Genomic DNA, 20,391 nt, shown 5'->3' with positions numbered 1-20,391 from the left:
GCCGGTTGGTGGAAAAAGAGGAACCGCCTATCGCGGCGTGATGAAGTCAAACGCCATGCCAAATCGGAACCGTTGCGTCTCGAAGTTGCGTTCGTCGGCGAGGTAGCCGACGCAGTGAGCAGCTGGCTCGAGCGCGGCGCGGACGGCCTCAGCCAGCGTTTCGATCTCGGTGTCGTCGTCAGACCAGCAGTCGACGTGCACGCGAAAGAAGTCGGAGCACGCGCCATCGAAGGCGTTCTCCGGCGTACCGCCCGGCATGCTCCATGTGACATAGGGCCGCTCGACGCCCTGGGGCGCTTCGCCATGGCGGAAGACGCGCAGGTCAGCTGCGGTGCCTCCAGCGAGCGCCAAGACGGCCGGCGATGCCGCCATCAAGGCGAATACTCGGGGCAGCATCAGCGACCCCTCGAATATTTGGCGATCGCGCGGTTCACGCCCTTGCTCAGCTCGGTCACGACGGTGCTCAAGGCACGCTCTCGTGACTCGAAGTAGGCTGGTGTCATCCAGGGCTCGGCGGGCTGATCCTCGGTGCCGACCTCGAGCCAGCGACCGGTCATGACGGCAGTCAACGGCTTGCCCTTGTTCGTCCGATCGCCGTACTTTCTGCCGCGCGCAATCAGAACCCGATAACGCTCATTGGCGCCGCTGCGCTGTGGGTTCGGATCCCGACGAAGCACGATGGCTTTCTCCAGCACCTGGGTGCTCAGGTAGCCCTCCTGGACAGTGTTGCGCACGACGCGGCGAACGGCGGCCTGGGCGGCCTTCTGGACAACAACGCCGCCCTTTCGCAACGCCGACTTGACGGGGCCGCCGTTCTTGCTTGCGATCTCTGGCGGCAGGCTCTTCAGCTTGGAAAGGATGTCATCCAAGCCATGGAGGGTACGGGTGTCAGCCATTCAGCCCCCTATAGTCCGGCGGCGTCGGGTCGGCATCCGGCTCGAGCTCAGGCTCGGCCAGAGCGGCGGGGTGGTACTCGCAGCGCACTAACACCGGCTCGCGGTGGGCAAAGCGCACCTCGAAGGACGCGGCATTCTTCGGGATGCTCAGCACCTGCTCGAGCATCTCGCGGATCTCCGCGCCCTGCCCTTCATGCGGAAACAGGATGTCAGCCATTGCGCACTCCTCGCTCGGCCAGGACCGTGACGTGACGCCGAAGCGTCGGGTCAGGGATCGCGGCCACGATGTTGTATGGCGTGCCGTCATGCACGATACGGTCCTTGGTGGTGAAGGCGACGCCCTTGCGCACGACGATCCGGTCTGTGGCCTTCGACTGACCTGCCGCGGCGGCGAGCAGCTCGCTGCCGGACAGGGGCGTGATCTCCGCCGGCTCCTTCGACGCGAGCGGCACCCACGATTCGGTCATCGCGCCGGTCGACGTGTTGCGGGTCTTTACCATCCGCTCGAAGTCGATACGGTGGCGCAGGCGGGGCGCGAGCATCTCAGGCCCCCATCTCGACGCGGTAGGGCATCACCATGACCTCGGCGGCCTTACGCAGCGCGCTGATGTCGGCCGGCGATGCCGCATCCGCCTTGGCCTGCACGAGCAGGCAGACGGCGGGGAAGACCTCGGGCGCCACGTTGGCCGGTGTGGCCACCACTTCGGGCAGGACGTTGCCGAGAGAGTCCTTGAAGGGCGGATAGTCTTGCGGCAGCGTCGGCAACTGCTTGCGGTTCAGGAATCGACAGATCTCCGCCTCGCTTGCGTTGAGGTTCTTCTGCAACATGAAGTCATCCTCGCTGTGGGTGCACCGCAGCGCCGCCTTCAGGTCTTCCAGCGACGTGACGCTCACTCGCCGGCCCCCGTGCCGTCCAGCAGCGCCGCCAAGCCGGCCTTCTTGGTCACGCCTTCGGGGATGGCGATGCCCTTGGCTTCGAGCGCAGCCTTGAGCTCTTCGACCTTCAGACCGTCGGACGGCTTGGCCGCAGCGCCGCCACCGGCACTCGCGCCGCCAGCACCAGCATCGGCCGCGGGCTTGGCGTCCTTCTTGACGTACTTCGCGGCACCAGCCTCGTCGACGAGGTGCTTTGCGAAGGCCGGCGAGGTGCGCAGGATCGTGCCCTGCGAAAGCGTGCCGTACTGGGCAGTGATGGCGGTCGTGAGAATCTCGACTTCGACGATTTCCATGATCTCTCCTTAGGGAAGAAGGTAGGGCCGACCGAGGCCGGCCCCTTGGGGTTAAGCCGGGACCAGGGCGCCGTAGCGCGCGGCCGCGGGCTTCTCGACGGTCAGCGCCACACGACGCTCGGCGCGGATCGTGATCAGGTTCAGCTGGAAGTTGTTCTCGTCCGAGTCCGACATCTCAACGGTCACGCCTTCGCGGATCCACAGCGTCGCCGCCTGGGCGAGGTTGCCGATCCAGACCTGGCCGGCGGTCATCGCGTTGGAAGCGACGACGCTGGCGCCGAAGAGCTGGGGCACCGCGGCCGAACCCGGGTCACCCAGCAGGTAGCGGCCTTGCGAGTCCTTCGCCAGGCGCAGCTTCCACCAGTCGCCCGTGTTCAGGATCACGGTGTCGGCGGGGTAGTCCGCCAGCGCCGCGTCGCCCATGGCCACGCCGATCAGGTCGAACCGGTTGTTCGCCAGGCCCGCGGCCGTGAGCGTAGCCGCGGTGTAGCCGTGCGCCGTGAAGTTGCCAGCGTTGAGCAGGCCGTTGATGTTCGGCGCGACGCCATTGCCCACCAGCAGCTGGTTCTCGACGCGCAGGTTCACGCCGTAGACCATGCGGCGGTTGATGTACGCGGCCAGTGCGGCGTTGTCCATCGCGAGCTGCCGGCTGATCTTGATCCAGTGGGCGACCGTCGACACCGGCATGGTGCCGGGCGTGAAGGTGATGCTCGATTGGGGCTTCTGCGCGCCCTCGGCCGTATCTGCCGCGGCGTTCGTGAAGACGTTTTCGCGCACCCACTCGATCGACGGCTGCGAGGTCGGGATCTTGGTGAGCAGGTCTTCGATGGTGAAGAGGCGGAACGCGCCTTCGACGATGCCGGGGCGGCGCTCGCTGAACGTGTTGCCAATGGTGTTGGTCACCGTGTTCTTCAGGTCCATCCGCACGCGGCCACGCGCATCAGCCTTCACGAAGGCCGCGAGTTCAGCGCTCTTGACGAACTGCTCGCCGTACCCGTCGTCCTGCTTCGGCAGATCGTTCTGCGCGGACTTTTGCTGTTCGAGCTTCACCAAACGGTCGGCGAACTCGCGCTGGTCGGTTCCCATCTTTTCGAGGGCGCTCTTGGTGTCTTCGCTCACCTTGCCCAGGGTGCGAAACTCGCCCTCGGCCTTCTCCGACATCGCCTTGAGATTTGCCTCGATCTTCTCGAGACCGAGATTCACGGCCTTGAGGTCGATCTCGCCGGCCATGGCGAGCATGCCCAGGCCGGCGAACACTTCGCCATGAGCGGCAACGAAGCCGGAAACGTCGATGCCGGCCGCCTGGGCGCCCATGGCGACGAAGGCCAGGGCGCACACAGCCAGGCCGAGGAACTTGCGGGAAATTTTCATGATGGTCTTTCTGAAATGAAAAAGCCGCCCGAAGGCGGCGGTGATTGCGGAATGCGCGCTGCCTACGCGCCGAACGTTGCGAGCCGGGCGATCCGGTCGTTCAGTTCGGCGGCGGCCTTCATCTCGGCGGTGCCGGCGTCGGGATCCCCCACGACGTTGAGCACCTTCTTGACGCGGGCCACCAGCGCTACGGCGGCCCCTTTGCTGAGGCCGCCTGCATCCCGCAGAAAGCACTCCAGATCTCGGGTGGATTCGATCCCCTCGATCACTTCGGCGAAGTCACCGCCCTTGACGGTCGACGTGTCGATGCGCGCCGCGTTGTCTGCGGGGAACACCGTGGGCGAGACCTCCATGAGCTTCGTCCACTTGCGGATGACCCGGCCAGTCTCGGTCTCCTCGTAGTCGCCGGCCTTCACATATCCGCCGACGCTGAGGCCATCCAGCGTGCCGTGCAGCATCGCCGCGCGCACGTCGGTGCTCAGTGCCAGGCCGGGGGTGAGCTCGCCTTCGACGAAAAGGCCGTGGTCGTCCTCCTTGGCGACGATGTACTTGCCAATCGGCATGCGCCACTCGTGATCGAAGAACATCTTGGGCTTGCCGTGGGCGCGCAGCGTCGACTCGAAGGCACCCTTGATGATGGAGTCGCCGTAGGTGTCGACGCCACCGAACACGGAGGCATAGCCGGAGAACTTCCCGGTGTCACCCTCCATCTTGAGGTTCACGTCACTGAGCTTGAGGGTCTTGCGAAGAAGCATCGTTGCCTCCGGTGGTGGGTTTGATCTTGCCGAGCATCTCGATCGGCACCAGGTTCGCTTGCACGGTCAGAACGTCGCCACCCTGCAGCGGGGGTTCGTTCTCGAGCTGGCGGCATTCGTTGCGAGTGGCCAGGCCGTTCTGTACCTTCTTCGCGGCGATCTCGGCGCGGTCCTTGGCGTTGCCGCGGAGGAGCGCGTCGAGGCTGAATTCAATCGACAGCGAGGCGCGCTGACGCGGAGTCATCACCCGCTTCTTCACTGCCTGCTCGATGTTCACCAGCATCGGCCGGACGGAGAGCTTGTAGAAGCCGTCGACGATTTGCTCGATGCCGCTGCCCCAGGCCGACACACCCTGCTGGGCGTGATGCACAAGGATCGGCGGCACGTCGAACCACCGGCACAGTTCTTCGACGCCGTAGCGCCGCGTTTCCAGAAGCTGCTGCTGCTCAGGCGAGAGGCTGAGCTGCTGGTACTTCATGTCTGCCTCGAGCACATGCAGGCGCGCAACGTTGCCCACCGCCATCTCGCTGAAGTTCACACGCAGCGCGGTGCGCTGCTCGGGGGTCAGGATCTTGTCGACCATCAGCACGCCCGTCGGCTTGCCACCGGTGCCGAACCAGCGCGTGGCCGCGCCCTGGGCCGACGCCGACTCGTTGACCGACGCGCGCATGAACTCCAGCTTGGCCAGGCCGACGGTGCCGTTCCCCAAATTCTTGAGATGCAGGACGTTCTCTTCGCTCAGGACCGCAACGTCGTTGCCCAGCCGGTAGACGTAGACCATGGACCCGTCGTCCATGACGGTCGCCGTGACCTGGTCAGCGGGCATCGGCCACAAGGCGATCGGCTCGCCGAGGCTCTGCCCTGGCGCCGGGGTGTCCCGGTCGATCCGGGCGTAGGCATTGCCCCGCAGATCGTGATTCATCATCATCGCTCGCCAGAACTCGAACGGCGTCATTCGGGTGTTCGGGGAGTCGTGCAGCAGCGCGTACAGCCGGTTCAGGCGGGCCAGCGTCTTGTGCCCCTTCGCCCCCTGCTCGTAGACGAAGAGCGGCAGGCCGGCAACGATGTTCGCCCGACGATCGATGCAGGCCCACACCGTGCTGATCTGCAGCGCGCCGTCTACCGCAACGCTCGGCTGGTTTTCCACCAGGGGAGTGAGCGGCACGGGGTTCTGCAGGCCTTGCGTTTCGGCCAAGGCTCCGCCGCCCCAGCGAAACCAGCCGAGGACTTGTGAAATGCGATTGGCCATCAGGATGAAATCGGGTTAGCGAGCATGTCGTCGAAACTGCCCCGGGGCTCATCCGCGCATGCGCGTGCGATGGCCATGATTGCGGCGATAGCGCCGTCGATCTTCTGGTGCGGCTTCTGCTTGATGGGGGACACCAGCCCCTTTTTCGCGGGCCGCGCCACCATGTTCGACATGCACCAGGTGGTGATCGGGTTGCCGTCGTGATGGAAGCGACCATCCTTCACGGCGGCCAGCAGCTCGTCCAGCGGCACGGCGAAGTTCGCTGCGATCTGCTGGAACTCGACCGCCTCAACGTTCTTGGCCTGCACGGCCTGCATCATCTGGATCGCGTTGAACGGGTCGAAGACAGCCTCACGCGGGTTGATGCGCTTGCAGTCCGCAATGATCGTTTCGGTGATCAGCTCGAAGTCCACCGTGGCGCCGTCGGTCTGGATCAGGTGCCCTTCCTTGACCCACTTCACATAGTGGGCGTGATTCGGTCCCGGCTCCTCGATCGCAGCCTCCGGCAGCCAGTAAGTGCCGAAGAGGTAGTAGTGCGGCTTGTCGTTGAAGACCTTCCGATAGAGGCGCTGCTCGGCGCACAAGTCGATCTTCGACGCAAGGTCAGCGGCCACCCAGCAGTCAGCGCCGGCGAGTTCGGCCTCCTCGAGCATGTCGTCCTTGCACAGGCCCCACTGTTGCATGTTCATCACGCCGGCCAGGACCGAGGTCCACACGTTCAAGTGCTTCGTCTTGAACTTGTTCTGCTGCAGCGGGTTCTGCATCGCCTGGCGCTGCTGGGCCTGCAGGATCTCCGCGTCGACCGAGATGCCGTAGTTCGGGTTCGCCTTGATCAGCGACGCCGGGGCGGCCCAGTCATCACCGGGATCGATGCCGAAGATGCACGCGAAAAGGTTGTCGTTCTCGATCACGCCATCCAGCATCTGGGTGGCTTCGTTGCGCTTGTCATAGCAAGGGCTGGCGGTGTTCTGGCCTGCCGTCGTGATGATGAGGATCAGCGGCTGCTCGCGCGCCATGATGCCCGTCTCCATCGTGTCGAGCTGGTCGGGCGTGTCGTGCTCGTGGAACTCGTCGATGATCGCGCACGAAGGCGAGGAGCCGTCCCCAGGGTTGCCGATGATCGGCTCGAACTTGCCCGCATCGCTGGTCGACACCAGCACCTTCGCATTGACCTCAACGCCGAGCTTCTGTCGGAATTTCTCGCTGCGCTCCATCATGAGCTTCGCCGGCTTGAAGACTTCCCAGGCCTGCTTCTCGGTCGTCGCGCCGGCGTACACCTCGGCGCCGAACTCTCCATCGGAGGTCAGCATGTACAGGCCGATGCCGGCCGCCAGGATGCTCTTGCCATTCTTCCGCGGGATCTCCCAGTAGACATGCCGAAAGCGGCGCTTGCCCGTCTGCTTGTGCAGCCAGCCGAACAGCACCACCAGCAGGAAACATTGCCAGGGCTGCAGCTTGATGGTCTCGCGCTTCGCGGCCCACCGGCCCTTCGTGTGCGGCAGCAGTTCGATGAACCGGCAGACCCGCGCGCCTTTGTCGGCGTCGAAGCGGTACTGCCAGGCCTTCGTCTTCTCCTTCTTCAGGTCCGCGAAGTGCCGCTCGGCCGCCTTGCGCACGAAGGCGCTGGCCGGGATGATGCGATCAATGACGGCGCGCGCGTACCACTCGGCCTTCCCGACGTGATCAGCCGGCGGCGCCGAATTCGCTGTAAGGGTCTTTCTCGGCATCTTTCTTTCGGGCCTGCACTTTCGAGCGGTCCGCCGGTGTCATGCCGAGCCGTGCACAGACGGTCTCGAAGCGAATGCCCAGCTTCGGGTCGATGAACAGGTCACTTCGCAGCTGCGCCCAGACCCGCGCGCCGTACTCCATGAAGGGCCGATCGGCGGCGCAGAGCACGCCCTCGTGACAGAGGCCGACGAGCTCGACCCAGCAACCGCGCTCGATTTCGGTCAGGTGCGCTGGCGGGTCGCCGATGTCGCCTTCTGGATCCGGCTCGTCCACACGGGCAGCAGCGCGCTGGGGGTCTTTCTTGAAGGCGCCCTTCATCTCCAGGACGTTGGTCGGTTTCCGTGGTCGGGCCATATCGAGTTTTTCGTTATGCGGATGTGAAAAAACGACTTGCCGCCTGGTTTCCAGACCCCCGAAAACCGACTTTTTTACCCCCTACCCGGTCCAAATGAGAATATTTCGCATTTGACGGGATAAATGAGAGAAAGTCGCATTTAGACGGCCAAAGCGAGACCTTTTCGCCTTCAAACGGGCCGAACTGGCCGACCACGGCCCCTCTGGGCTTCCTGCTGGGTCTTCTCGTCGTGGCAGGCCTTGCAGATGGGCTGCACGTTGTCCTCCTCGTCGAGCCCGCCCTCCTCGAGGGATAGGACGTGGTCGCGGATGGTGGCCAAGGAGACGACGCCGCGGGCGCTGCAGGGGCGGCAGAGCGGTTCACGTTGGAACAGGGCGGCACGGAGCGCTTGGAGCTTCCTGCCCCTGATGCGCTCGGGTGGTGGGCCTGTCCGGGTCCATGGCTTCAGCGCGTGCTTCTCACAGCGGCGGGTGCCGTCACGCACCAACACGCCACAGCCGGGCGAGGTGCAGGGGCGGGCGAGGTAGGCGGGCATCAGGCCTGCACGAACTGGCGGGCAGCCTGGCCGATCGTCGTGACCTCGACGAACTGGGGCTCGCCTTCAGGCTTGGGGTACTTGGCCTGCAGGTACACCAGCAGCGCGCGCTCCACGGCCTCGGGGATCACGGTGCCACCGATGCGGATCTGCGCGCCGATCTCAATGTCCTGCGCTCGGGCGACCAGGTGCAGGCGCACGGTGTTGGGCTCACCCACGCCGATAGACACCTCGAGGCCGGCCAGGCGCTCGACCTTCACGCCATCGACCAGCACCTCGGCGCCTTGGGCGTGGCCATGAGGCGCCGTGATCTTCACTCGTGCGTCCATGGGGTCGTCCTTGTGTTCTGCCACCCATCGGGCTACGTCCCTTGCGGGGCGCTGGGGGCTGCCGTTCGCACCGCGCTTGATGACGATGGTGCAGTCGCGATGAGTCCCCGCTGAATACCCGCAGCGGGCGCGCTCAAGCTGCGCGGAATGACGGGAGAAACGATAAAACCGGCGAGGCGTGAACCTGGCGGGTGGTGGGACTACAGATCTGAAGAGGTTCGCGTGATCAGAACTGCGACGTAGTAGTTCTCGACACTGGTCGAGTCTCTGTGCGGCCTGGAGGCCACAAAGCCCGCATGATTCGAATTGAGGATGGAGTCCACGAATCCATCGAATTCGACGGGATCCATTCCGAGGACTTCGGCCGTCACGCTGAAAGACGCACCTACCGCAGCTCCAGCCAGTAGCTCGTCGAAGCGGCTCATGATCCAACCGTCGACCGCACGAAACACCAGGGCACAGCGCTACTTAGGCGCCTGATTGCCCAGAGGCTCAGGAGTCGGCTGCTGCTGAGACGTTGCACCCGACGAAGGCGGCGTCGAATCAGGACGGCGGAAGAACGCGTTGAAAATCAGCGCGGCGACCACCAAGACGACCACTGCGGCGATACCCCAGCCGAAGACACGGTTGTTGTCTTTTCGGTCACCAACCTGCTGCCTGACATCTTTGACCATGCTCAGCTCCTTTCGATGAGCATGAACATTAAGTGTGCGAGTCAGCGCCCGTGTCGGATTTCGACGATACGTGTGTACGAAAAAGCCGCCTCGGTGGGCGGCTTGAGGACGAACACGTCCATCTAGGGCGGCTCGTCAGGCATGTGGGGAGTTGGACCGCCTCAGCGGAACTTCCACCATGGCTTCCTACGCGGTGGTTTTCCTTCGTCCCCAACGGGGCGGAGACCATCAATGCGCCGCCAGACTTCGATCTCGTGCCATCGCGCAATCTCTCTCGCGCACGAAACGCCCATCAATGCCTGATGTCGCCAGCGGTGAGCTCGAGTCATCAGTTCGAGGTCGGGAAGGTCGCCTGGAGCGGTCATGCCGCGATTGTGTGTGGCGTCCTCTGCACGACGGTATGCACAATTCCACGTCCCCGTGGACAGATGTGAATCGCATCACAAACGCCGCCAGTTTGGTGGTTTTATCCTGATCCGTCGTGACGCAACCCTCTAAAGCCGCCGCATCGAACGAATCCGGCTCGAAGAGTGCCCCTCTTTCAGGGCCAGACCTTGCCAAACATAGCCTCGGCTTGATGCTTCAACTTCAACTGAGGCGACACCCCAAGAATCGCAGTCAGGTCATCGGTGACGGCCTGGGTGACGGTCAGGACAGGTGCTGCCATCTCCAAACGAAGCCGTCGATACGCTTCGTGGAGAGAAAGGTAGTTGAATTTCAACAGTGCGCGGGAATAGATGCTCAGCGCAATGTGCCGTTCGGGGAAGGCGCTTCGGAAGGATGCAACTTTTGCAGTAGCCTCTTCAAGCGACTCAAGGTAGGAGATGGCTTCGAGAAACGTCACATGGGATCCGAGGCTGGCCATCTTCCGGTGGCACCAAAAGGAAAGCCCTCCATTGCAGAGGGCTCGTTTTCCGAGCTTTACCGACACCTTCGCCTCCGTCATGGATGGGCGACCCTTGTGCCAGTGCTCAGTCGTTGGCGCGGATTATGCCGCCGCGCAGGGATCTGTCAACCGACCAATCGATACTCGCTCGCCATTTGCGCCAGAGCATCGACGATGGCTGCGGCGCGCGTGTCCTGAGGCATCGAGCGCACGATACGGTCGCCACGCGAAAGCTTGCACACGATGGCCGTACCCGTCTGGCGGATCTGGATGTCCCAACCGGATCGACCGACCAGCGCCAGCGCCTGTTCGGCCACCACGAGGTGCGTCGCCGGCCGTGGGAGGCTTGCACGCCACAGGCGCGCTTCCTCCGCAGGGCTGACAGGGACCTCGGCGTCGCCGTCCAGCACCTGGTATTCGCCGCAGTCCTCGCAGGTCGAGATCCTCGTCCTTCGCACGGTCGACCTCGCCGTGTTGCCGTGAAGGCACTGCCCCAGGATGCGGCGAATCACGATGGCTTCCTCCGCACTGGGTAGAGGAAGCTGCTCTTTGTGGCTGTCTCGTTCCATTAAAACCCTCGGTTGATCAACATCTGCCGGCCATCATCGAGCAAGGTGGCCAGGCCTTCCATCGTAGTGCCGAAGGACGCGCAGGCGCTGCGCGGGTTCACCGGCTTGACATAGCACCAGTTCAACGCCCGGGCGTGCGTCGGCGGCAGCGACGTGACGGCGCGGGCGATCCGAACTGCGTCGGCCCGGTCCACCCCAGTGGCAGCGCTGGACGCTCCCTCGCGTGCGCGGGCCGACGACTGCGAGAGCCTGAACATGGGCGACGAGGAGGCCACTGGGGTGCCGTTGCACCAGATGCCCCAGTTCCGCAGGCGCGCGTCGATTGCATACTGCTGGGGCGGCACGATGTCGAAGTCGATCTGCGGACCTCGTGGCAGGCGTGCGCGCGGCGCTGGCGCGGCCACGGCGGCGGTCTCCTCGAGGTCGCGTGCCGCGCTCGCGGTGGCGATGGCCAGCGCCAGCTGCTGCACGCGCTCTGCAGCGCCTGCGTCCACGCGCTTCGGCGGGAGCGCCCCGCGGCTCGCGTCCTGCTGCCGCGCGACTCGCAGGGCTCTGCGCATTTCTCGATCCTGGGCATCCTGCTTCGCAGGCCTCAGTGCGGTCTCTGTCATCGGTCCTCCCTTGTGAAAGCTTTTCCGGCCAGGAAAGCGGGTGCCGCCGCGTCGCTGGAATGGCGCATGTCCGCGACCTGTCCGCGACCTGTCCGCAACTTGTCCGCAACTTGTCCGCCGGACAGGCGGTTGCTGTCCCTTGGTTGTCCCGCGGGACACCGGAGGTTTGTCCCGCGTCTGTCACGCGGAACTAATGCGTGAGTCACGCGTGACTGCCGACGGAATTCGGCGTCAGTCACAGGTCTGTCCGCGTGACCGCGCGTGACATGGCGTGACGGGTCACGGTTCGTGCCCATGCCCATGGCAAATGCCATTGGCTTGCCATCCGTTGGGCAACGGCTTGCCATCAGATGCGCAGTGGCTGTGCAACGGTACTTCACGGTTGCGGCCCTCCGTCTTGGGCGAACAGCGGGCCCGGCGCATCACCAATGGGGGGCTTTGGTGCAGGCTTGGGTGCAACCTTCGGTGTGCCCTTTGGTGCTGCACCCGTGCGGCTCCCGGCGCGTGGCAATGCGGCCGACTGGTCGCCCTGGGCTACTAGTCCGCTTGGGCTACTGGTAGCCGTGGGCGACTGGTTTGTAGTCCTCGGCGACGGGTCGCTGAACTCGTCTTCGAACTCACCGCACACGAAGCACAGAAAGTCTTCCATGGACTGAGCGTGGGCGATCTCGATGTCGAGCATCTCGTGGCCTTGGCCAGCGACTAGCTGAAGGTCGCTGCGCAGCTCCTCCGCCTGCAGCCTGGCCATCAGCAAAGCGCGCTGCAGCCGGGTGATCGTGCGCTCGAGTTCCGGGATGCTGGGCGCTTGCAGATCCGGCGTGGCCGGCGCGCGCAGCAGGCCGGCGCTTTCGGCTATCCAGCGCAGCTGAGCGGGGTGCAACATGATCCGCTCGACCTCGCCGCTTCCCGCATCGGCTTCGAGGCCCACGCTGCCATCGATGAGCACTTCGATCTCGAGACCGTACATGGTGTCCGTGACGCTGACCGCGGTGCTCATGCAGCCTCCAAGGCGCTGTGAAGCGACTGGCCGGCCTTCCATACACCGGGACATGCTTCGGAGCGCCAGAGGGCAGTCTCGGGGCTGGCCAGGCCTTCTGCGCGCAGCCAGGCGCCCGCGTAGTCCGCTCGCATGGGCTTCGTCAGGTAGTCGACGCACGCGCCGGCGTCACTGAGGTGGCTCAGGAAGAAGAAACCCGGATGCTCGGCCGAGGGCTCGACCAAGTAGATATCGGCGATCTGGCCGGGCTCGCCGACCAAGCAGGCCATCGCCTGCCCTTCGATCGGGGCGAAAGCGGAGAGCGGCCCAGCTGCTGCCCCGCCGGCTGAATTTTCGGCCAATGCTGCCCGGTACTCGGCGATCTTCCGCATGCGCTGCCCGTTGCGGAGCAAGTACTCGGCAGCGACGAGGCGGCGCTCAATGAGCTTCCTGCGCTTCTCCCGCATCTCGCCGAAATAGTCCCGTCGCTCCGACTCGGCCAGGACCAAGGTCGCTCGTGAGGTGGGCTTCTCGCCGCTCAGGATCTTGCCGTAAGCGGTGATCACGCTCGAGCAGTGCGCCACCGTCTGGATGGCGAGTTCGCGGGCTTGATCGTTGAAGGGACCAAAGGCGGCGGCCGTGCTGGGCTCGTCGTCATGGGTTGGTGCTGGGCTCGTCGTCATGGTTGTCCTTTTGGGCTCTATGGGTTGGTAGTACTGCATTGGTGTGCAGAAACTGCAGTTGCTTTTGGGTGCTCGCGCTTTTCGTCAGACGTGCTCTAAGTAGTTGCCGCTCTTGGAGATCTGGCCCTTGGGGGGGCCGGTGATCGGTGCAGTTTCTGCAGTGACCCCACCCCCCCTAACTGCAGTTTCTGCAGCGTCAAAACGGGCCATCGCTGCAGTTTCTGCATCGTCACGGTGCAGTTTCTGCAGCGTCCTTTTTTTCCTTGCTGCCAGCTTTTCCGGCGACATCGGCTCGGGCACCGAGGCTTCAGCGATCGCGCGTTCGGCTTCGGTGAGCGTGGCGAAGCCCTCCCAGTCGCGGGTCGCTTTGACAGCAGGGATGTGCTTCTTCGGCTGTTCGAAGACCTCGATGTCGGTGAAGCGGTACAGGTTGCAGACCTTCGACCCCTTCTCGACGCCGACGGTCTTCCGGGTGACGCGCAGAAAGCCGCCCGCCTCCAGCTGCCGCAGGGCCTTCGCCAGGGTCGTGGAGCTGGTCCAGCCGCGATGTTTCAGCTGCGACAGAGCCGCGCTGATGTCGCCGTTGTTGAAGCTGGTGAGCGTCGCGCGCATGTCACCCCACAAGGCCTTGGCCGAGTAGTGCAGGCACCGCCATGCGGGGCTGTTCGCAACGGCCAAGGGAGTCCGGTAATGCTTCTCTACCTTCTCAGGCGGCCTTTGCCGACTCATTCGCACTTCTCCCACGGTCTTGGCGTGCGCTCGCTGAGCTCAAGGCCGTCGATCAACCCCCGCACTTGCCCGAGGTTCGACATCAACCAATCGCAGCCGACGGCAGTAGCGCAGTAATACCGCGGCCCATCGTCGGGATGGGTGCGCCAAAGCTCGCCGCCGAGTGCGCGGTAGCGTTCTCTCAGCGCAGACCAGTCCTTCGGCGCCTTCACGGTGCTACCACCCAGACCAGCGCGTGGTCGCCCGACACAGCGGCGCGCGTGGCGCCGCCCCACGTCACAAAGCCCATCTGCACGCGCTCGATCCGGCGAGGCCGCTGGGTGTTGGCCGGCATCGGCATGCCGCGCTGCATCTCCTCGTCCGTCGCGCCTTCGGCGCCGCACCCCTTGATGTACGCCAGCACGTCGGCGCGCTTGGTGCCGGCAGCGGGCGCGATGCGCTCCGCGGCCGCGCGGCTGGTGGCGGAATGGCATTGGTACGGCGGCGCCGGGTCGTTGAAAAGGTCAAGCGTTCTCATCGTTTGTTCCGCTCGGCCTTACGCCGCTGCCCCGACCTGGGCGTGCCGCCACTGCTCCGCGCTTTGCGCACGCACCGCGTCGGGCTTGCCGCGGAAGTTCACGGCGCGGGCGCTTTGGCGCAGCTTCTGCAGGACGCCCTCGGCTTCGGCGATCTCTCGCTCGATCAGCGCCAGCTCGTTGTCGGTGATCACTCCGTCGGCCATCGCATCGATGACGGTCGTCGTCACGTCCGAGGTCTCACGCACCAGAGAGGTCACGCGCTGCACCGGCGTGCCACCGCCGTCACAGTTGCTGCTGGCCAGCTCGAACCGACCGCCGCATTCGGTGGCCACCGCGATCGCGTAGTCGTAGGCGTTCGGGCTGCCAGCTTCGACGCACATCACGGCCATGGCCAGCGCATCCACGGCGCCGAGCTTGTGCGACGGCGATGTGCCGGAAATTTCCTTGCGGGTCACGTCGTCGGACTTGCCCAGGCGAAGGGCAACGACCGGGCGGCCGCCGGGAAGGTGATCAACGCCGCGGCGCAGCGCATCAAGGATTGCGGTCATGTCCGGCTCTCCGTTTCGTGGACGTGGATGGAATGAATGGAAGTCGCGACCATTGCGGCCATGAACACACCACCACGCTTCGAACCAGTCCCCGCCCTTGAACTCGCCGACGGCACTGCGCTGCATGAGAGCAGCCGTACGGGCATGAGCAAGAACACCGACGCCTGCGGCCGCAGCACGCTCGACATCTCGACCTCGAGGCTTTCGATGGACGTGGTTGGCGGCGCGCTGCGCGTCCGCTTCACTGCGAACCGCAGCACTGGGAACAGGCTGCCTACCGCGCGCTCGCGGCGCGTCGGGATGCGGCGGTGACCCACGGCCTAGGCCTCCGCACTGGCAGCCGCCTGCGCGCCGCAGCGGGGTGCGGCGGAAACGTCGAGCAGAGGCCGGCCCGCTGCGTGCGGCCAGTTCTTGTCCTTCACACGCACCCAGGTGACCCCGGGAAGAACCTGATCGGCAGTGACCATGCCCGCCGTGACTCGCTCGATCGCGACGCATTGCTCGTTGGGAACTGGTCTTTTTCCGAGAGCCCACTGATTCACCATCGAGGGCGTGACCGACAACAGGCGAGCAAGAGCGGCTTGTGAACCCGCGTGATCAGCGGCCCGAAGAACGGGATTTGAGGGGTTTGTCATGTTGAAAATGTAGCAATGCTACATATCGACGTCAAGCCATGCTTTACAAATCGGTCGGTAGCATCGCTTTATGAACCAGTGGACGACGGAAGAGGAAGCGGCACGCCTAGCTGCGCGCTTCGAAGGCATCAGTCAAGCGGCGTTCGCGCGTGACCATCAGGTTCCAGGTGGCGCGTCAATGGTGAGCCAGCACATCAAGGGCCGCCGCCCCATGAACCTTGCTGCCGCAACCGCGTACGCGGCTGGGTTCGGCGTCTCACTCGCGGAGATCAGTCCGCGCCTCGCGGCCGAGGTGGAGGCGACCAAAGCCCTTCAGCGGCAGTCCAGATCGCATGAAGTCGACCTCGACAACCACCCCGATCTCGAGCGCATCCGGCGCGTCACGTTGCGTCTTGAGGCCGGCGTGAATGGCTTTGCAGTGCAATCGGAAGAGAACGACGGCATGCCGATCTTCTTCAGATCAGACTGGCTGCGACAGCGGGGCTACAAGCCTTACCAGCTGGTCGCGATCAAGGTGATGGGGCACAGCATGGAACCCACGCTCTACCCGGACGATATGGTCGTCATCAACACGGCGGACAGCGAGCCGAAGGATGGCAAGGTGTTCGCGGTCAACTACGAGGGTCAGGCGGTCATCAAGCGCCTGGTGCGCGATGGCGGGACCTGGTGGCTTTCATCCGACAACCCCGACCAGCGACGCTACCCGCGGAAGGAGTGCGCTAGCAGCGCGTGCCTGATCGTTGGGCAGGTCATCCACAAGCAGAGCGAGCAAATATGAAGCACTCAGCCCACCGCACGTGCGGACTCAAGGACGCCTCGTGACTCCAAAGCCACTCAAAGCCCTGCAGCTCGCAGGGGTCCTGCTCATCCTCCTCGGTGTGATCGTGCGCGCGGGCACAGGCGAGTACTGGGGCACAGCCGTTGCGCTCCTAGGCATCGTCTTATTTGCGCTCGGTCGCGTTCTGGCTTGGTGGAAACTCGGTTGATGCGGAAGGCATCTAGTGAGCCGCCGCGTGCGGACTAGTCTCGCGCCACGCAGAAATATGTAGCAATGCTATTGACCAACAAATAAAGCATTGCTACAGTTCACTCACGCCCTGCACCCCGCAGCGGCCTGGAGTGAACCTTGGACCTTCTCGCCCCCATCGCAGCCGCCCAGGCCGCACGCAGCCGCCTCGACTGGCGCGCCGCAGCTATGGCTTTCACCGCAGCCGCTGACGCGCTGCCTGCAGATCCGCACGGGAACGTGACCGCCGAGGAGCGCAGCCTGCGCCGAAACGCGCACCTCTGCTTGTGCCGCACGCCACAGTTCCAGGCCTACCGCGAGCGCATGCACAGCCAGAAGCCGCGGCCCGATCTCTCGCACGAGTGGCTCAACCCGCGGGGCTCGCTCGTCGACATGCTGCTGGCGCCACGCTCGAGGTCTGCAGCATGAGCGCAGCGGAGCACACCCCCTCTCGGCAGTGCGGCGAGTGCGAAGGCGCGTGCCTGCAGCCCGCGACGATCGATGACGCCATGACGGTGCTCGCCGTGGCCTGCACGCGGCGCGACCAGCTGATCGCGTGCGAAGCGTTGGCCACCGCCGCACTGGCGCGGGCGCAGCAGCTGCGCGCCGACATCGCAAAGACCGCCGGGGCCTTGGCATGAGCACGCTGCATGAAGCCCGGAACCGGGCCTCGCAGCGCTTGCGCCGGGCCGCGATCGGCGTGCTGCTAACCGCAGGCCTGCTCGCTCTTTTCGTGGTCGGCTTGGTCTTGCGCTGGGTCTGGAGGCAAGCGTGATGCGATCAGAGTTTGGGCTTGCCGCCAACGCCGCTGCGTCCTGCTCCAGGCGCAGATCCAGCAAAGAGTTCGTAGAGCCGATCCATCTCTCGATCCACGTCGAGGATCTCAGTCTGCAAGTCATAGAGGCGAGAGGTCAGCTTCCAGATCTGCATCCGTGCGTGCTCGTCGCTGATGGCCCCCTTTTCGTCTCGCGGTGCCGCTTCGATCATTTCCCGCTTGGCACGCTTCAGCTCGGTCTGCTCGGCTGTCAGCGCGCTCGATCGCTGGCGCAGCGCTCGCATCCGACTCCAGTCATCGGACGAGTCTGTGCCTTGCTCTGCCGAATTGCCTCCGTCGAAGGAAGCAGCAAGCCTGCGCAAAACTTCGCCTGCCAAGTCACGCCCCTCTCGTTCTGCCGCTTTCAACAACTTTTGCCGCAGGTCGGCAGACAACGAAACGACAACGCTGTTCGGGTCTCCGTGAACAACAAGTCGGGGGGGAAATCCGCCAACACCGAATGGCGCAGGTCCATTCCCCGTGAGCAGCCAATCAAAGTCCACCGCCAAAGCAGCGCTCAGTTTTGCAACGACTTCTGGGCGCGGCGAGCTTCTACCGCTTTCGTAGCGACTGACTTGCGCTGCCGCTACCCCCGATGCATCAGCGAGCGCCTGTTGAGAGAGCCCCTTCACAGAGCGGACGGCTATCAAGCGTTGGCTCAAGCCTTCTGATTCAGTCATAAATAATCATCAAAAGGATTGAAGAGTATTGACATGACGCTTACCGGCCCATGAAAATACTATTCATGACCATTCAGTATCGTCAACTACGAAAGCCAACATTCTATGACTACTACTTCAAAGCAGAAAGCGCCTCTCGCGGTACGACTGCCAGCTGAACTCCAAGATTTTCTGACACAACAAGCGAAGGCCTCTTACCGCACGCTCACTGCCGAAGTCCGCATGCGCCTCGAAGAATCCCGCGATCGGCAGCTCGCTGACGTTCAACCCATCACCCCGAAAGGAACCAAGTGAGCAACATCGTCAAGATCAACAACACCGCCCTGCAGGTGATCGAATACCGCGGCGCTCGTGTCGTCACGCTCTCCCAGGTCGACGCCGTGCATGAACGTCCCGAAGGCACGGCTGGCCGAAACTTCCGCGAGCACCGTGAACGGTTCGTGGAGGGGGTCGACTTCTTCACAGCCAGTTCCGACGAAATTCGTCGGAACAACCCTGGCTCGATTCCCGACGCGCTGCGTCGCGCCGACGTGATCCTCGTCACCGAGCAGGGCTACACCATGCTGGTCAAGCCGTTCAACGACGACCTCGCGTGGGACGTGCAGCGCAAGCTGGTCACCCGGTACTTCGCCGCGCCGCAGACGGCGAAGGCCATCACCAGCAAGCCCGCCCCGGCCTCCCTCGCGTACCGGGAGGCAGCAGCCATCACCCGCGACCACCTGCGGGTCTGCAAGCTGCTCGGCGTGGATGACGGTATGGCCAGGGCGGTCACCGCCAAGCAGGTGCGGATCGCCACTGGCTTGGACTTCGCGCCGTTGCTGGCGACGAATGTCACGCTGGATGTGCCAATGACACCGTCGCAGCTGGCAGAGCGAATCGGCGGCGGCGCGGTCGCGACGCACATCAATGCAGCGCTGCGCGATCTGGGCATGCAGGAGCAACACACCAGCGCGGGCCGAGGCGGCAAGACGAAGAAGAAATGGGTTCTGACCGCGGCCGGCGAGCAGTACGGCGCGATGCAGCCGTACCAAGGCGATGGCTCCGAACACAGCGGCTACCGGCCCATGTGGTTCGCCCGTGCCATCGAGTTGATCCGCCCCATGCTGGAGATGCAAGGCGCCTACCGCGCCAAGGGGAAGGAGCCCGATGCAGCAGCAGCGTGACCCCGAAAAAGGTGGCGGACGAGTGATTGAGCCCACTCGACCGCCTGTGAAGGCCCACCCCGTCAAGAGAAGGATTCCACATGTCAAAGGTTAGCACGCGCCCACAAGTCGGGGCAACCGCACCATTCCAGCAGATCCGCAAGGCGCTGCCCGTCGTATCTGAACCGCCGATGGAGCTGACCGGGCTGAAAGCGCTGCGCGAAGCCAACGCGATCGCCGTGCACTGGTGGAGCGTCATGGAAATGATCAGCGAACAAGCCAAGTACGGCGAGGGCCGCAAAGACACGGTGCCGAAGTGGGTGCTCAACGCGATCGGCGACTGGCGCTCGCAGCACGCGGCGCACGACGCACACAAGGCCCACATGGAGCGCGCCGGCCAGGCCCTGCGCATTGCCGGCGAAGGCCCGACTAGCCTCGTGTATGAGCTCTGGACCGACCGCGGCCACCGCCTCGATGGGCAGTACGACTTCCGCGCCGACGCCGATGCCGCGCTGCCGGAATGGCTCGCGCAGTACCCGGACGCGAAGGTGACGCTGGTGCACCGCCAGTCCCCGACGTTCGGCGGCACGGTGGATCCCGCGCTGCTCGACACGTTGATCGGCCGCACGTTCTGGGCGGGCTGCTTCTTCGCCGACGAGCAGCACCAGCAAGACATTCACACCGTGCAGGATGAGACCGGCCGCTGCGCGTACGCACCGACGAGCGAGCTGCTGGCGCATCCCTGCTTTTCTCGCATGACTCGCAAGGGGCAAGAGCGTGTGCAATTCAGCGCAAGCGAAGCGACGCGCAAGGCTCAACTCCGCGCGCTGGCTGAGAAAGGCGGTGCGTGATGAACGCCGTTGCAACGAAGCCGCGCGCGGCCCCGTCTGCGGCACAGGCGACCAAGATGAACCCTGCACAAGGGGTTTCGAAACCACTGCTCAGCCTGGTGAGTGATGTCCGCCACTTCCAGGGCGTCGAGGGTCGGTTCTCGCCTTTCGCGGGGCCCGATTCGCTCACGTTCGGTGGCTCGCTGCTGGGCTTGGCCAACTCCCACCGCGTCAACGTGCCGGACCTGAAAGAAATACCAGAGGACAGCGTCACCGAAGCCACGGATGAGGCCGGCCACACCTGGTACATCCGATGCAACGGGGGATGGCTGATCACCGCCTTTCGTGAGCTCACCGCACAGGAGATCGAAGAGCGAAACGAGCGCTGGGAAGATTCTCTGCTGTCGGGCATTCCGAAGAATCGCGTCATGACCTGCCGTCGCATCGCGGTGGAGCTGATGGTGCTGGCTGAGGCGATGTCGCCCGATCGGTGCCCACCGCGCAGCGCGCGCCGACTGCTCAAGCAGCAGATGCTCGGCTTGGCTCGAGTGCAGTTCGACCTGCTCCACGGGAAGTCCGCCCCAATGTCTGAAATCCGCACACGCATGAAGGCTCTCGGTTTCGAGTGCCCCTACTGAGGTGA

Annotated in this window: 33 protein-coding genes; 8 read left to right on the top strand and 25 right to left on the bottom strand. The window is 64.4% G+C overall.

The window, feature by feature from the left end; translation table 11 throughout:
• Positions 1–27: 27 nt before the first annotated feature.
• The 23 genes from A9977_RS08165 to A9977_RS08055 all read right to left on the bottom strand — a co-directional run bounded on the left by A9977_RS08165 (position 28) and on the right by A9977_RS08055 (position 14,641).
• Positions 28–396 (bottom strand): DUF3168 domain-containing protein, encoded by a 369-nt coding sequence (locus tag A9977_RS08165; RefSeq protein ID WP_183024379.1) that lies wholly within the window; start codon positions 394–396, stop codon positions 28–30.
• A complete protein-coding gene (locus A9977_RS08160) occupies positions 396–896 on the bottom strand; it encodes an HK97-gp10 family putative phage morphogenesis protein (protein WP_183024378.1) in 501 nt (166 codons plus the stop codon). The genes A9977_RS08165 and A9977_RS08160 overlap by 1 nt, the downstream gene beginning before the upstream one ends.
• On the bottom strand, positions 889–1,113 hold the full coding sequence (locus tag A9977_RS08155) for a hypothetical protein (RefSeq protein ID WP_183024377.1): 225 nt from the start codon (positions 1,111–1,113) through the stop codon (positions 889–891). Before A9977_RS08155 ends, A9977_RS08160 begins: the two co-directional genes overlap by 8 nt.
• Entirely contained in the window at positions 1,106–1,438 is a 333-nt protein-coding gene (locus A9977_RS08150; protein ID WP_183024376.1) for a phage head closure protein, read from the bottom strand. Before A9977_RS08150 ends, A9977_RS08155 begins: the two co-directional genes overlap by 8 nt.
• Position 1,439: 1 nt before the next feature.
• Positions 1,440–1,790 (bottom strand): head-tail connector protein, encoded by a 351-nt coding sequence (locus A9977_RS08145; RefSeq protein WP_183024375.1) that lies wholly within the window; start codon positions 1,788–1,790, stop codon positions 1,440–1,442.
• Positions 1,787–2,125: a hypothetical protein gene (locus A9977_RS08140; protein WP_183024374.1), complete on the bottom strand. Its 339-nt coding sequence runs from the start codon at positions 2,123–2,125 to the stop codon at positions 1,787–1,789. The genes A9977_RS08145 and A9977_RS08140 overlap by 4 nt, the downstream gene beginning before the upstream one ends.
• Positions 2,126–2,176: 51 nt before the next feature.
• Positions 2,177–3,496 (bottom strand): phage major capsid protein, encoded by a 1,320-nt coding sequence (locus A9977_RS08135; protein WP_183024373.1) that lies wholly within the window; start codon positions 3,494–3,496, stop codon positions 2,177–2,179.
• A 62-nt stretch (positions 3,497–3,558) separates the two neighbouring features.
• Positions 3,559–4,251 (bottom strand): HK97 family phage prohead protease, encoded by a 693-nt coding sequence (locus A9977_RS08130; RefSeq protein WP_183024372.1) that lies wholly within the window; start codon positions 4,249–4,251, stop codon positions 3,559–3,561.
• Positions 4,220–5,500, bottom strand: coding sequence for a phage portal protein (locus A9977_RS08125; protein ID WP_183024371.1), 1,281 nt, complete (start codon positions 5,498–5,500; stop codon positions 4,220–4,222). The genes A9977_RS08130 and A9977_RS08125 overlap by 32 nt, the downstream gene beginning before the upstream one ends.
• Positions 5,500–7,116 (bottom strand): terminase TerL endonuclease subunit, encoded by a 1,617-nt coding sequence (locus A9977_RS08120; protein WP_310936105.1) that lies wholly within the window; start codon positions 7,114–7,116, stop codon positions 5,500–5,502. The genes A9977_RS08125 and A9977_RS08120 overlap by 1 nt, the downstream gene beginning before the upstream one ends.
• 67 nt (positions 7,117–7,183) lie before the next feature.
• The gene (locus A9977_RS08115; protein ID WP_183024369.1) at positions 7,184–7,546 is read right to left on the bottom strand and encodes a hypothetical protein; all 363 of its coding nucleotides are present in this window, start codon (positions 7,544–7,546) and stop codon (positions 7,184–7,186) included.
• A gap of 206 nt (positions 7,547–7,752) precedes the next feature.
• Positions 7,753–8,118, bottom strand: coding sequence for an HNH endonuclease (locus A9977_RS08110; protein WP_183024368.1), 366 nt, complete (start codon positions 8,116–8,118; stop codon positions 7,753–7,755).
• A complete protein-coding gene (locus tag A9977_RS08105) occupies positions 8,118–8,447 on the bottom strand; it encodes a hypothetical protein (RefSeq protein WP_183024367.1) in 330 nt (109 codons plus the stop codon). The genes A9977_RS08110 and A9977_RS08105 overlap by 1 nt, the downstream gene beginning before the upstream one ends.
• A gap of 200 nt (positions 8,448–8,647) precedes the next feature.
• Positions 8,648–8,872 carry a hypothetical protein gene (locus tag A9977_RS08100; protein WP_183024366.1) on the bottom strand — a complete coding sequence of 75 codons (225 nt, stop codon included), beginning with the start codon at positions 8,870–8,872 and terminating at the stop codon, positions 8,648–8,650.
• A 39-nt stretch (positions 8,873–8,911) separates the two neighbouring features.
• On the bottom strand, positions 8,912–9,121 hold the full coding sequence (locus tag A9977_RS08095; protein WP_183024365.1) for a hypothetical protein: 210 nt from the start codon (positions 9,119–9,121) through the stop codon (positions 8,912–8,914).
• 541 nt (positions 9,122–9,662) lie between these two features.
• Positions 9,663–10,067 carry a hypothetical protein gene (locus A9977_RS08090; protein WP_183024364.1) on the bottom strand — a complete coding sequence of 135 codons (405 nt, stop codon included), beginning with the start codon at positions 10,065–10,067 and terminating at the stop codon, positions 9,663–9,665.
• Positions 10,068–10,132: 65 nt separating this feature from the next.
• Positions 10,133–10,576: a hypothetical protein gene (locus A9977_RS08085; protein WP_183024363.1), complete on the bottom strand. Its 444-nt coding sequence runs from the start codon at positions 10,574–10,576 to the stop codon at positions 10,133–10,135.
• On the bottom strand, positions 10,576–11,187 hold the full coding sequence (locus A9977_RS08080; protein WP_183024362.1) for a hypothetical protein: 612 nt from the start codon (positions 11,185–11,187) through the stop codon (positions 10,576–10,578). Before A9977_RS08080 ends, A9977_RS08085 begins: the two co-directional genes overlap by 1 nt.
• A 376-nt stretch (positions 11,188–11,563) precedes the next feature.
• Complete coding sequence (locus tag A9977_RS08075; protein WP_183024361.1) at positions 11,564–12,184, bottom strand: hypothetical protein; 621 nt, start codon at positions 12,182–12,184, stop codon at positions 11,564–11,566.
• Positions 12,181–12,846 (bottom strand): hypothetical protein, encoded by a 666-nt coding sequence (locus A9977_RS08070; protein ID WP_183024360.1) that lies wholly within the window; start codon positions 12,844–12,846, stop codon positions 12,181–12,183. The genes A9977_RS08075 and A9977_RS08070 overlap by 4 nt, the downstream gene beginning before the upstream one ends.
• An 84-nt stretch (positions 12,847–12,930) precedes the next feature.
• Entirely contained in the window at positions 12,931–13,524 is a 594-nt protein-coding gene (locus A9977_RS08065; protein ID WP_183024359.1) for a hypothetical protein, read from the bottom strand.
• A 259-nt stretch (positions 13,525–13,783) separates the two neighbouring features.
• Positions 13,784–14,092 carry a hypothetical protein gene (locus A9977_RS08060; protein ID WP_183024358.1) on the bottom strand — a complete coding sequence of 103 codons (309 nt, stop codon included), beginning with the start codon at positions 14,090–14,092 and terminating at the stop codon, positions 13,784–13,786.
• Between the two features lie 18 nt (positions 14,093–14,110).
• Positions 14,111–14,641, bottom strand: coding sequence for a phage regulatory CII family protein (locus tag A9977_RS08055; RefSeq protein WP_183024357.1), 531 nt, complete (start codon positions 14,639–14,641; stop codon positions 14,111–14,113).
• 36 nt (positions 14,642–14,677) lie between these two features.
• Between A9977_RS08055 and A9977_RS08050 the strand changes: the two genes are divergently transcribed.
• Entirely contained in the window at positions 14,678–14,953 is a 276-nt protein-coding gene (locus A9977_RS08050) for a hypothetical protein (RefSeq protein WP_183024356.1), read from the top strand.
• Positions 14,954–14,961: 8 nt separating this feature from the next.
• Here the strand turns inward: A9977_RS08050 and A9977_RS08045 are convergent, their stop codons facing one another.
• Positions 14,962–15,276 (bottom strand): Cro/CI family transcriptional regulator, encoded by a 315-nt coding sequence (locus A9977_RS08045; RefSeq protein ID WP_183024355.1) that lies wholly within the window; start codon positions 15,274–15,276, stop codon positions 14,962–14,964.
• Positions 15,277–15,346: 70 nt separating this feature from the next.
• On the opposite strand from A9977_RS08045, the gene A9977_RS08040 reads away from it, so the two are divergent.
• The 3 genes from A9977_RS08040 (at position 15,347) to A9977_RS08030 (ending at position 16,923) form a co-directional block, all read left to right on the top strand.
• Positions 15,347–16,054: a LexA family transcriptional regulator gene (locus A9977_RS08040; protein WP_183024354.1), complete on the top strand. Its 708-nt coding sequence runs from the start codon at positions 15,347–15,349 to the stop codon at positions 16,052–16,054.
• A 348-nt stretch (positions 16,055–16,402) separates the two neighbouring features.
• On the top strand, positions 16,403–16,711 hold the full coding sequence (locus A9977_RS08035; protein WP_183024353.1) for a hypothetical protein: 309 nt from the start codon (positions 16,403–16,405) through the stop codon (positions 16,709–16,711).
• Positions 16,708–16,923, top strand: a complete 216-nt coding sequence (locus A9977_RS08030) for a hypothetical protein (RefSeq protein ID WP_183024352.1) — start codon at positions 16,708–16,710, stop codon at positions 16,921–16,923. The genes A9977_RS08035 and A9977_RS08030 overlap by 4 nt, the downstream gene beginning before the upstream one ends.
• A 139-nt stretch (positions 16,924–17,062) precedes the next feature.
• Here A9977_RS08030 and A9977_RS08025 read toward each other — a convergent pair whose 3' ends face one another.
• Positions 17,063–17,758, bottom strand: a complete 696-nt coding sequence (locus tag A9977_RS08025) for a helix-turn-helix domain-containing protein (RefSeq protein ID WP_183024351.1) — start codon at positions 17,756–17,758, stop codon at positions 17,063–17,065.
• 123 nt (positions 17,759–17,881) lie between these two features.
• Between A9977_RS08025 and A9977_RS34740 the strand changes: the two genes are divergently transcribed.
• The 4 genes from A9977_RS34740 to A9977_RS08010 all read left to right on the top strand — a co-directional run bounded on the left by A9977_RS34740 (position 17,882) and on the right by A9977_RS08010 (position 20,386).
• Positions 17,882–18,070 carry a TraY domain-containing protein gene (locus A9977_RS34740; protein ID WP_220811598.1) on the top strand — a complete coding sequence of 63 codons (189 nt, stop codon included), beginning with the start codon at positions 17,882–17,884 and terminating at the stop codon, positions 18,068–18,070.
• Entirely contained in the window at positions 18,067–18,939 is an 873-nt protein-coding gene (locus tag A9977_RS08020) for an ORF6N domain-containing protein (RefSeq protein WP_220811596.1), read from the top strand. Before A9977_RS34740 ends, A9977_RS08020 begins: the two co-directional genes overlap by 4 nt.
• A gap of 170 nt (positions 18,940–19,109) precedes the next feature.
• Positions 19,110–19,769: a hypothetical protein gene (locus A9977_RS08015; RefSeq protein ID WP_220811594.1), complete on the top strand. Its 660-nt coding sequence runs from the start codon at positions 19,110–19,112 to the stop codon at positions 19,767–19,769.
• A complete protein-coding gene (locus A9977_RS08010; protein ID WP_183024349.1) occupies positions 19,769–20,386 on the top strand; it encodes a hypothetical protein in 618 nt (205 codons plus the stop codon). Before A9977_RS08015 ends, A9977_RS08010 begins: the two co-directional genes overlap by 1 nt.
• Positions 20,387–20,391 lie beyond the last annotated feature (5 nt).

The organism is Variovorax sp. UMC13, assembly GCF_014170375.1.
In the GTDB taxonomy this organism is placed as follows: Bacteria; Pseudomonadota; Gammaproteobacteria; order Burkholderiales; family Burkholderiaceae_C; genus Variovorax.
The sequence above is the reverse complement of the archived record's forward strand: the minus strand, read 5'-3'. Positions and strand labels throughout refer to the sequence as shown.

What these genes read in the sequence shown, in the direction of transcription:
- A9977_RS08150 (WP_183024376.1), bottom strand. Translation starts at nt 1,438, where the DNA reads ATGCTCGCGCCCCGCCTGCGCCACCGTATCGACTTCGAGCGGATGGTA.
- A9977_RS08030 (WP_183024352.1), top strand. Translation starts at nt 16,708, where the DNA reads ATGAGCGCAGCGGAGCACACCCCCTCTCGGCAGTGCGGCGAGTGCGAA.
- A9977_RS08045 (WP_183024355.1), bottom strand. Translation starts at nt 15,276, where the DNA reads ATGACAAACCCCTCAAATCCCGTTCTTCGGGCCGCTGATCACGCGGGT.
- A9977_RS08165 (WP_183024379.1), bottom strand. Translation starts at nt 396, where the DNA reads ATGCTGCCCCGAGTATTCGCCTTGATGGCGGCATCGCCGGCCGTCTTG.
- A9977_RS08110 (WP_183024368.1), bottom strand. Translation starts at nt 8,118, where the DNA reads ATGCCCGCCTACCTCGCCCGCCCCTGCACCTCGCCCGGCTGTGGCGTG.
- A9977_RS34740 (WP_220811598.1), top strand. Translation starts at nt 17,882, where the DNA reads ATGACTACTACTTCAAAGCAGAAAGCGCCTCTCGCGGTACGACTGCCA.
- A9977_RS08090 (WP_183024364.1), bottom strand. Translation starts at nt 10,067, where the DNA reads ATGACGGAGGCGAAGGTGTCGGTAAAGCTCGGAAAACGAGCCCTCTGC.
- A9977_RS08160 (WP_183024378.1), bottom strand. Translation starts at nt 896, where the DNA reads ATGGCTGACACCCGTACCCTCCATGGCTTGGATGACATCCTTTCCAAG.
- A9977_RS08075 (WP_183024361.1), bottom strand. Translation starts at nt 12,184, where the DNA reads ATGAGCACCGCGGTCAGCGTCACGGACACCATGTACGGTCTCGAGATC.
- A9977_RS08095 (WP_183024365.1), bottom strand. Translation starts at nt 9,121, where the DNA reads ATGGTCAAAGATGTCAGGCAGCAGGTTGGTGACCGAAAAGACAACAAC.
- A9977_RS08105 (WP_183024367.1), bottom strand. Translation starts at nt 8,447, where the DNA reads ATGGACGCACGAGTGAAGATCACGGCGCCTCATGGCCACGCCCAAGGC.
- A9977_RS08060 (WP_183024358.1), bottom strand. Translation starts at nt 14,092, where the DNA reads ATGAGAACGCTTGACCTTTTCAACGACCCGGCGCCGCCGTACCAATGC.
- A9977_RS08100 (WP_183024366.1), bottom strand. Translation starts at nt 8,872, where the DNA reads ATGAGCCGCTTCGACGAGCTACTGGCTGGAGCTGCGGTAGGTGCGTCT.
- A9977_RS08080 (WP_183024362.1), bottom strand. Translation starts at nt 11,187, where the DNA reads ATGACAGAGACCGCACTGAGGCCTGCGAAGCAGGATGCCCAGGATCGA.
- A9977_RS08085 (WP_183024363.1), bottom strand. Translation starts at nt 10,576, where the DNA reads ATGGAACGAGACAGCCACAAAGAGCAGCTTCCTCTACCCAGTGCGGAG.
- A9977_RS08055 (WP_183024357.1), bottom strand. Translation starts at nt 14,641, where the DNA reads ATGACCGCAATCCTTGATGCGCTGCGCCGCGGCGTTGATCACCTTCCC.
- A9977_RS08135 (WP_183024373.1), bottom strand. Translation starts at nt 3,496, where the DNA reads ATGAAAATTTCCCGCAAGTTCCTCGGCCTGGCTGTGTGCGCCCTGGCC.
- A9977_RS08140 (WP_183024374.1), bottom strand. Translation starts at nt 2,125, where the DNA reads ATGGAAATCGTCGAAGTCGAGATTCTCACGACCGCCATCACTGCCCAG.
- A9977_RS08040 (WP_183024354.1), top strand. Translation starts at nt 15,347, where the DNA reads ATGAACCAGTGGACGACGGAAGAGGAAGCGGCACGCCTAGCTGCGCGC.
- A9977_RS08115 (WP_183024369.1), bottom strand. Translation starts at nt 7,546, where the DNA reads ATGAAGGGCGCCTTCAAGAAAGACCCCCAGCGCGCTGCTGCCCGTGTG.
- A9977_RS08015 (WP_220811594.1), top strand. Translation starts at nt 19,110, where the DNA reads ATGGAGCTGACCGGGCTGAAAGCGCTGCGCGAAGCCAACGCGATCGCC.
- A9977_RS08070 (WP_183024360.1), bottom strand. Translation starts at nt 12,846, where the DNA reads ATGACGACGAGCCCAGCACCAACCCATGACGACGAGCCCAGCACGGCC.
- A9977_RS08050 (WP_183024356.1), top strand. Translation starts at nt 14,678, where the DNA reads ATGGAAGTCGCGACCATTGCGGCCATGAACACACCACCACGCTTCGAA.
- A9977_RS08130 (WP_183024372.1), bottom strand. Translation starts at nt 4,251, where the DNA reads ATGCTTCTTCGCAAGACCCTCAAGCTCAGTGACGTGAACCTCAAGATG.
- A9977_RS08125 (WP_183024371.1), bottom strand. Translation starts at nt 5,500, where the DNA reads ATGGCCAATCGCATTTCACAAGTCCTCGGCTGGTTTCGCTGGGGCGGC.
- A9977_RS08155 (WP_183024377.1), bottom strand. Translation starts at nt 1,113, where the DNA reads ATGGCTGACATCCTGTTTCCGCATGAAGGGCAGGGCGCGGAGATCCGC.
- A9977_RS08010 (WP_183024349.1), top strand. Translation starts at nt 19,769, where the DNA reads ATGAACGCCGTTGCAACGAAGCCGCGCGCGGCCCCGTCTGCGGCACAG.